Origin of the sequence: Microcoleus sp. T3_D1 (assembly GCF_036700405.1) — a bacterium.
Lineage (GTDB): Bacteria > Cyanobacteriota > Cyanobacteriia > Cyanobacteriales > Microcoleaceae > Microcoleus.
Genome location: NZ_JAUBOV010000033.1, coordinates 1 through 6,557, shown reverse-complemented (window position 1 = coordinate 6,557; position 6,557 = coordinate 1). Strand labels below are relative to the sequence as shown.

Below are 6,557 nucleotides of genomic sequence, written 5' to 3'. Positions count from 1 at the left end.
AGTTTCTTATGGGGTGGACTCCTAGCCCGTCAGGAACAGGCAAGATGCCTGTTCCACAAAAAAACATCAAGTTTCTTATGGGGTGGACTCCTAGCCCGTCAGGAACAGGCAAGATGCCTGTTCCACAAAAAAACATCAAGTTTCTTGTGGGGTGGGCTTCTAGCCCGCCCTGAACAAAACTCGGCAAAGTGGAATAATATATGTAGGCCAAAGGCGAGCCGGCCTTGCCTGTGTTAGATTGAGCGTAATTATTCTGAACTCTTTTCCTCCCGCGCGTCAGACAAATGGTTATAACAAAACGAGGGCTTGTTCTAAGTGCAGCAGCAGTGGTACTCACTGCTGTAACTCTTGCGAACACTGGTTGCAGTTCTAAATCTCTGGCTTCTTTTCGGGGAAGCCCTAAAGAGTTAGTTGATGAAGTTTGGCAAATTATTGACAAAAGTTATGTAGATGGCACTTTTAACCAGGTTGACTGGAAAGCGGTGCGAAATGATTATTTGAACCGGACTTATACCAGCGACGACGAAGCTTACAAAGCAATTCGGGAAATGTTGAAGAAGCTGGATGATCCTTATACGCGGTTTATGGACCCTCAAGAGTTCAAGAATATGCAGGTTGAAACTTCTGGGGAACTGACAGGAGTTGGGATTCAGTTGACTCAAGATGAGGAAACCAAAAAGTTGGTGGTGATTTCGCCGATCGAAGATACCCCTGCTTTTAGTGCTGGTATTCTGGCAAAAGATATCATTATTAAGATTGACGGCAAAACGACAGAAGGCATGGATACGAATCAAGCGGTAAGTTTGATTCGCGGCCAGGTGAATACACAGGTGACGCTGACGATTTTGCGGGGAAACAAGGAATTAGAATTTAAGCTGAAACGCGCTAAAATTGAAATTCATCCAGTGCGGAAGTCGGTGCAGAAAACCCCGATCGGAGAAGTCGGCTATATTCGCTTAAATCAGTTCAGTGCGAATGCTGCATCGGAAATGCGATCGGCAATTAAGGATTTGGAACAGAAAAAGGTAACGGGTTATATTTTAGACTTGCGTTCCAATCCCGGCGGCTTGCTGTACGGAAGTATTGAAATTGCTCGGATGTGGCTCAAAGAAGGTACGATCGTCTCGACGGTCGATCGAGTCGGTGAGGCCGATAAACAAACGGCAAACAAGGCAGCAATCACAGACAAACCGTTAGTTGTACTGGTAGACGGCGGTTCAGCAAGTGCTAGCGAGATTCTATCCGGTGCTTTGCAAGACAACAAACGCGCAGTTTTGGTGGGAACAAAGACCTTTGGTAAAGGTTTAGTTCAGTCAGTACGCGGCGTGGGAAATGGTGCCGGTTTGGCGGTGACAATTGCCAAGTATTTTACTCCCAAGGGCACTGATATCAACAAGGCCGGGATTGAACCAGATTTTAAGGTAGAACTCAGCGAAGCTCAAAAACAGGAATTGAGGCGCGATCGCGATAAAATTGCTACGACGGCAGATCCGCAGTACGCCAAAGCTATGGAAGTTTTGACAAAGCAAGTTACTGGTAAAACCGGGAACAATAAGGCGGAGGCGAAACCGAATGCTGCCCCACCTAAGCCGACTGCAACGCAAGCAAAACCGAGTGCAGCACCTTCTAAATCGCAGTAGTTTTTAGTCACAAAAACTTCAGTAAAGAAGGACTAAAGTCCTCACTACGAACCTGGTTTGTAGTGAGGACTTTAGTCCTTCTTATCTTCAATCTAAAATCTAAAATCTAAAATCTAAAATTTGGTTGGTTGGCAAATGCCTGCGCGAATTAATCCGATGCGGCGGGCGATGGCATCTTCGGGCGAATCGTAAGGGCCCCACTTTTCAATAATACTGGGGTTTTGTTCTTCGAGTTGGGCGAGCGGCAAAATTTCGCAATTACCCGCAGGACGTTTGACAATATAAAATTTGGGTGTTTCTGTCATAGCTAAATTCGTCAAATAAAAGCTGGATACTAACTAACCAATTCCCTCATTATATCAAATAGGGAAACGGCACTACCCGGCCCAAGTGTGTTTTAGCATGAAAATCGCAGTCCGACATGGGTTTCAACCCCTTCTGGAATGCGGATTTAACCGCCTGCAACTAATAAGAATTAAAAAAAACTAACACTTTTGGAAGATGCCACAAAATTTATCTATGATAAAAATATAGACATTTGTCTAAACAGTGTATTAAACCCTTTCAGAACTACCCAAATATTCTAATCAATACCAAAAAAAACCATGCAATTTTTCCCCAAAACCATCCCCGAAATTCAACCAGAAATCCTACCTGTTAAACAATCACCGCCAGAAATTGTTACTTTCGATGTCGGCGGGATGAAATGTGCTGGCTGCGCGAAAGCTGTGGAACGCCAACTCATGCAGTATTCAGGCGTAATTTCAGCTTGCGTTAACTTGGCCGTAGAAGTCGCGACGGTTGAGTGTCAACCGGGGGCTGTCGATGCAGAGGCTTTAGCGAAAAAGTTGACTGATAATGGATTTCCCTCTCAGTCTCGTTTAGGGGAAAATCAGCGGGAAGCAGAAGCGGCAACAATTGAACGGCGGGGGCAAGAAATTCGACAGCAAATCAAGCAATTGACGATCGCCCTTATCCTAATTATTCTATCCGGTTTAGGTCACGTACTCGGCACAAAAGCCCCAATTCTCAGCAATATTTGGTTTCACTGGGGACTCGCCACCCTAGCTTTGCTGCTACCGGGCCGCCCGATTATCGTTGACGGGTGCCGCAGTTTGTGGCGAAATGCACCCAACATGAATACTTTGGTAGCTTTAGGCGCTGTTACAGCTTACACCGCTAGCAACGCGGCGCTGCTGTTTCCACGGATGGGATGGGAGTGCTTTTTTGATGAACCGGTGATGCTGCTGGGCTTTATTTTGTTGGGCAAAACTCTCGAACAGCAAGCCAGACGGCGCGCTGCATCGGCTTTGCAAGCTTTAATCGCATTGCAGCCGGCGAAAGCCCGCTTAGTTGATTTTAAACTTTCGAGTTTGGATTTGCGATCGCAAGAATTGCCTTTAGACTCGACATCTGCGGTCTACGATCCACAATACATTGAAATTCCCGCCGATCGCGTCCGAGTCGGAGAATGGCTGCAAGTTTTGCCAGGGGAAAAAATTCCGGTAGATGGTGAAGTCTGCGAAGGCAAAACAACCATAGATGAGTCGATGCTGACTGGCGAATCAATGCCAGTTTTGAAGCAACCGGGAGATACAGTTGCGGCGGGAACTATCAATAAATCCGGGGCAGTTGTGATGCGCGCAACTCGCACCGGTAAGGAAACAACTGTAGCTCAAATGGTGGCTTTGGTGCAGGCAGCCCAAACTCGCAAAGCGCCGATTCAAAATTTAGCTGATACTGTCGCGGGATATTTTGTATATGGGGTGATGGCGATATCGGTTTTAACTTTCCTATTTTGGTATTTTGCCGGCACTCATATTTGGCCTTCTGTGCTTTTAGGACACGGGGCAATGGATATGGATCACGGGGCAATGAATATGGGAAATGAATTGCCAATTATCCATTATCAATCGCCTTTGCTGTTAAGTTTGAAATTGGCGATCGCAGTTTTAGTCATCGCTTGTCCTTGCGCTTTGGGACTGGCTACCCCAACTGCAATTTTAGTCGGTTCTGGCATCGGGGCGGAGCGCGGGCTTTTAATTCGCGGTGGTGATGTTTTAGAACGGGTGCATCAATTAGATACGGTGGTTTTTGACAAGACTGGCACTCTCACAACCGGAAATCTCACACTCACAGATTATTTGCCGATTTTCCAGAATTCGGAGTGGGATTTGAACTCAGATATTAATGTTGGCAACAAACAAGATGTTTGTTCCACAATTGATGGGGTTTCTGGCAACAGGCAAGATGCCTGTTCCACAATTGATGGGGTTTCTGGCAACAGGCAAGATGCCTGTTCCACAATTGATGGGGTTTCTGGCAACAGGCAAGATGCCTGTTCCACAATTGATGGGGTTTCTGGCAACAAACAAGATGTTTGTTCCACAATTGATGGGGTTTCTGGCAACAGGCAAGATGCCTGTTCCACAATTGATGGGGTTTCTGGTAACAGGCAAGATGCCTGTTCCACAATTGACTCAAAACTGCTGCAAATTGCGGCGGCGGTGGAAAGGGGCGCTTGTCATCCCATCGCCGCAGCGATTTTGCTGGAAGCTCAACAACAAGGTTTGCCGCTGCTAGCTGCTGAGGATTTCTGCACGGAACCGGGCTTGGGGGTTTCGGCTTTGGTGGAGGGCCGGCGGGTGTTCGCGGGGAATGCTCAGTGGATGAAGGAGCAGGGGGTCGCTGTGGCGACGCAATTGTCGGGGTCTTTGGAAGGCAAAACGGCGGTTTACGTGGCTTCTGAGGGCGTTTTGCTGGGGGTAATCGGGCTAAAAGATACTCTGAGGCCGGATGCTAAGGCGGCGGTGGAACGTTTGCGGGGCATGGGATTGCGGGTGATGATGCTGACGGGGGATACGCCGTCGTCGGCGGCGGCGACGGCGCAGCAGCTAGATTTGACGGAGGCTGATGTTTTGGCCGGGGTGCGGCCGGAGGGGAAGGCGAGGGCGATCGCGACTTTGCAAGCCCAAGGCTGTAAAGTGGCTGTGGTGGGGGATGGTATCAATGATGCGCCGGCTTTGGCTCAAGCTGATGTCGGTATCGGTTTACACTGTGGTACTGATGTGGCAGTTGAAACTGCTCAAATTGTGCTGATGCGAAATGCTTTGATGGATGTTGTTGAGTCGATCGAGCTGGGGCGCGCTACTTTTAATAAGATTCGCCAAAATTTATTTTGGGCTTTTGGTTACAATACTCTGGGAATTCCCGTTGCAGCGGGTATCTTGCTGCCTGCAACCGGAATTTTACTCAGTCCTGCGGCGGCCGGAGCATTTATGGCGTTTAGTTCTGTTAGCGTGGTTACAAATTCTTTGTTTTTGCGCCGGGGATTTCGAGCTTAAATTTAGGGATTGCATATAAAAGTCGGAGGCCATCGGTCATTAGTTAGAAACTAATGACTAATGGTCTCATCCCAAGACGGATACAAGCCCCCCACACCAGGAGTCGAAACCAAAGAAGTTTCGACGTTAGTTCGAGGCCCCAGATTTATCTATGGAGTCACTCTAAAATCTAAAATGTAAAATCGACTGACTGATGGCTAGAGTGCCATACTTTCCAAGAGTCGCCAATTATTGTTGTTCATAACGGAACGACTCACTAGCTCGAACATTTGGCGGCAGTGGTTGTTGGTTTGCAGGGGCAGTTCCTCGTTTTTAATCACGAAGTTCATGCGAACCTCTGAGTCGCTGGCCGTGTTTTTCTCAATTAGGACTTCTGCGGTGACAAGTTTGGCGATCGAAACTTGACCGGGAAGTTCGCGAGCCATGACGGAATCTCCTGTATTGTAGATAATATCAAGATTGCATGACTCTAAAATTTCAATCAGGGATTGACGGAGACGGTCGATCGGAACGGCAACGATAAAAAAACCAGTATAGCGAGCCATAGAAAACTCCAGCCGTGAGGCATTTAGACTTTATTATCATACCGAACCTAGCACCGATGTACAGAACAATATGGATTTATTTTATTCAGGTGGGAAGTTAGGGCAATGAAGGGTAAACTTATCGTGTTTGAGGGGGTTGAAGGTGCCGGTAAAACTACGCAAATGCAGCGCTTGATACAGTTCCTGCAAGCAAGTTGCTGTCTGACAGTCCCGTTGGTGGCTACTCGCGAACCGGGGGGTACTGACCTGGGAAGGGGACTGCGACATTTGCTGCTGAAACAAGATGGGGGCGAATCTGTATCCGATCGAGCAGAATTACTCATGTATGCTGCCGATCGCGCTCAGCACGTCGAAACTTTTCTTAAACCCCAGTTATCTAAGGGAACGATTGTTTTATGTGATCGCTTTACTGACTCTACGATTGCTTATCAGGGCTACGGCCGCGGTCTTAACTTAAATTTAATTAAACAGTTGAATGAAATTGCCACCGGCGACTTGGAAAGCGATCTGACTTTGTGGCTGGATATTAATGTGGAGGAGGGTTTGGCGAGGGTAAGGACTCGCGGAGGGTGCGATCGGATCGAGCAAGCGGATTTGAAGTTTCACCGCCTTGTGCAGCAAGGTTTTGCGGAGTTAGCCGAAGAAAATAAATCTCGAATTGTCCGGATAAATGCCGATCGGCCTGAATATGAAGTCGCTCAGGAAATTCAAGCTATTGTCACTCGCCGGTTAGAAGCTTGGGGATATTTAAATAATACGATTTCCGAAAAGTAGCGCTACATAATCTGTAGGGAAACGGCAATACGCTGTCCGGCTCCGGCAACTTACAATTTAACATTCTTAACTCAAAACAATTATTTAGCAGTCCATTAAAACACAATAACCTTTTGGTATTATAGCAACCGCGCCCGACGGTTAGGATATTCTTAATTACTGCTGAAATCCTAGATTTTCTTCCTTCTTCCTTCTTCCTTCTTCCTTCTTCCTTCTTCCTTCTTCCTTCTTCCTTCTTCCTTCTTCCTTCTTCC

At 47.2% G+C, this 6,557-nt stretch carries 5 protein-coding genes; 3 read left to right on the top strand and 2 right to left on the bottom strand.

Translation table 11 applies throughout. The annotated features are described in order from the left end of the window. The first annotated feature begins 284 nt into the window (after positions 1 to 284). The gene (gene ctpC, locus QT992_RS16295; protein ID WP_333321155.1) at positions 285 to 1,640 is read left to right on the top strand and encodes a carboxyl-terminal processing protease CtpC; all 1,356 of its coding nucleotides are present in this window, start codon (positions 285 to 287) and stop codon (positions 1,638 to 1,640) included. Positions 1,641 to 1,753: 113 nt separating this feature from the next. On the opposite strand, the gene QT992_RS16290 is transcribed toward ctpC, so the two are convergent. Next, positions 1,754 to 1,945: a DDE transposase family protein gene (locus QT992_RS16290; RefSeq protein WP_333321153.1), complete on the bottom strand. Its 192-nt coding sequence runs from the start codon at positions 1,943 to 1,945 to the stop codon at positions 1,754 to 1,756. 300 nt (positions 1,946 to 2,245) lie between these two features. On the opposite strand from QT992_RS16290, the gene QT992_RS16285 reads away from it, so the two are divergent. Then, entirely contained in the window at positions 2,246 to 4,984 is a 2,739-nt protein-coding gene (locus QT992_RS16285) for a heavy metal translocating P-type ATPase (RefSeq protein ID WP_333377315.1), read from the top strand. A 197-nt stretch (positions 4,985 to 5,181) separates the two neighbouring features. Here QT992_RS16285 and QT992_RS16280 read toward each other — a convergent pair whose 3' ends face one another. Continuing rightward, positions 5,182 to 5,529: a hypothetical protein gene (locus QT992_RS16280; protein WP_333146829.1), complete on the bottom strand. Its 348-nt coding sequence runs from the start codon at positions 5,527 to 5,529 to the stop codon at positions 5,182 to 5,184. A 105-nt stretch (positions 5,530 to 5,634) separates the two neighbouring features. Here QT992_RS16280 and tmk point away from each other — a divergent pair, with 105 nt between their 5' ends. Next, positions 5,635 to 6,303 carry a dTMP kinase gene (gene tmk, locus QT992_RS16275; protein WP_333377313.1) on the top strand — a complete coding sequence of 223 codons (669 nt, stop codon included), beginning with the start codon at positions 5,635 to 5,637 and terminating at the stop codon, positions 6,301 to 6,303. Positions 6,304 to 6,557: the final 254 nt, after the last annotated feature.

Bases quoted from the DNA above. Each gene is read 5' to 3' on its own strand.
- ctpC (WP_333321155.1), top strand. From the start codon at position 285: ATGGTTATAACAAAACGAGGGCTTGTTCTAAGTGCAGCAGCAGTGGTA.
- QT992_RS16290 (WP_333321153.1), bottom strand. From the start codon at position 1,945: ATGACAGAAACACCCAAATTTTATATTGTCAAACGTCCTGCGGGTAAT.
- QT992_RS16285 (WP_333377315.1), top strand. From the start codon at position 2,246: ATGCAATTTTTCCCCAAAACCATCCCCGAAATTCAACCAGAAATCCTA.
- QT992_RS16280 (WP_333146829.1), bottom strand. From the start codon at position 5,529: ATGGCTCGCTATACTGGTTTTTTTATCGTTGCCGTTCCGATCGACCGT.
- tmk (WP_333377313.1), top strand. From the start codon at position 5,635: ATGAAGGGTAAACTTATCGTGTTTGAGGGGGTTGAAGGTGCCGGTAAA.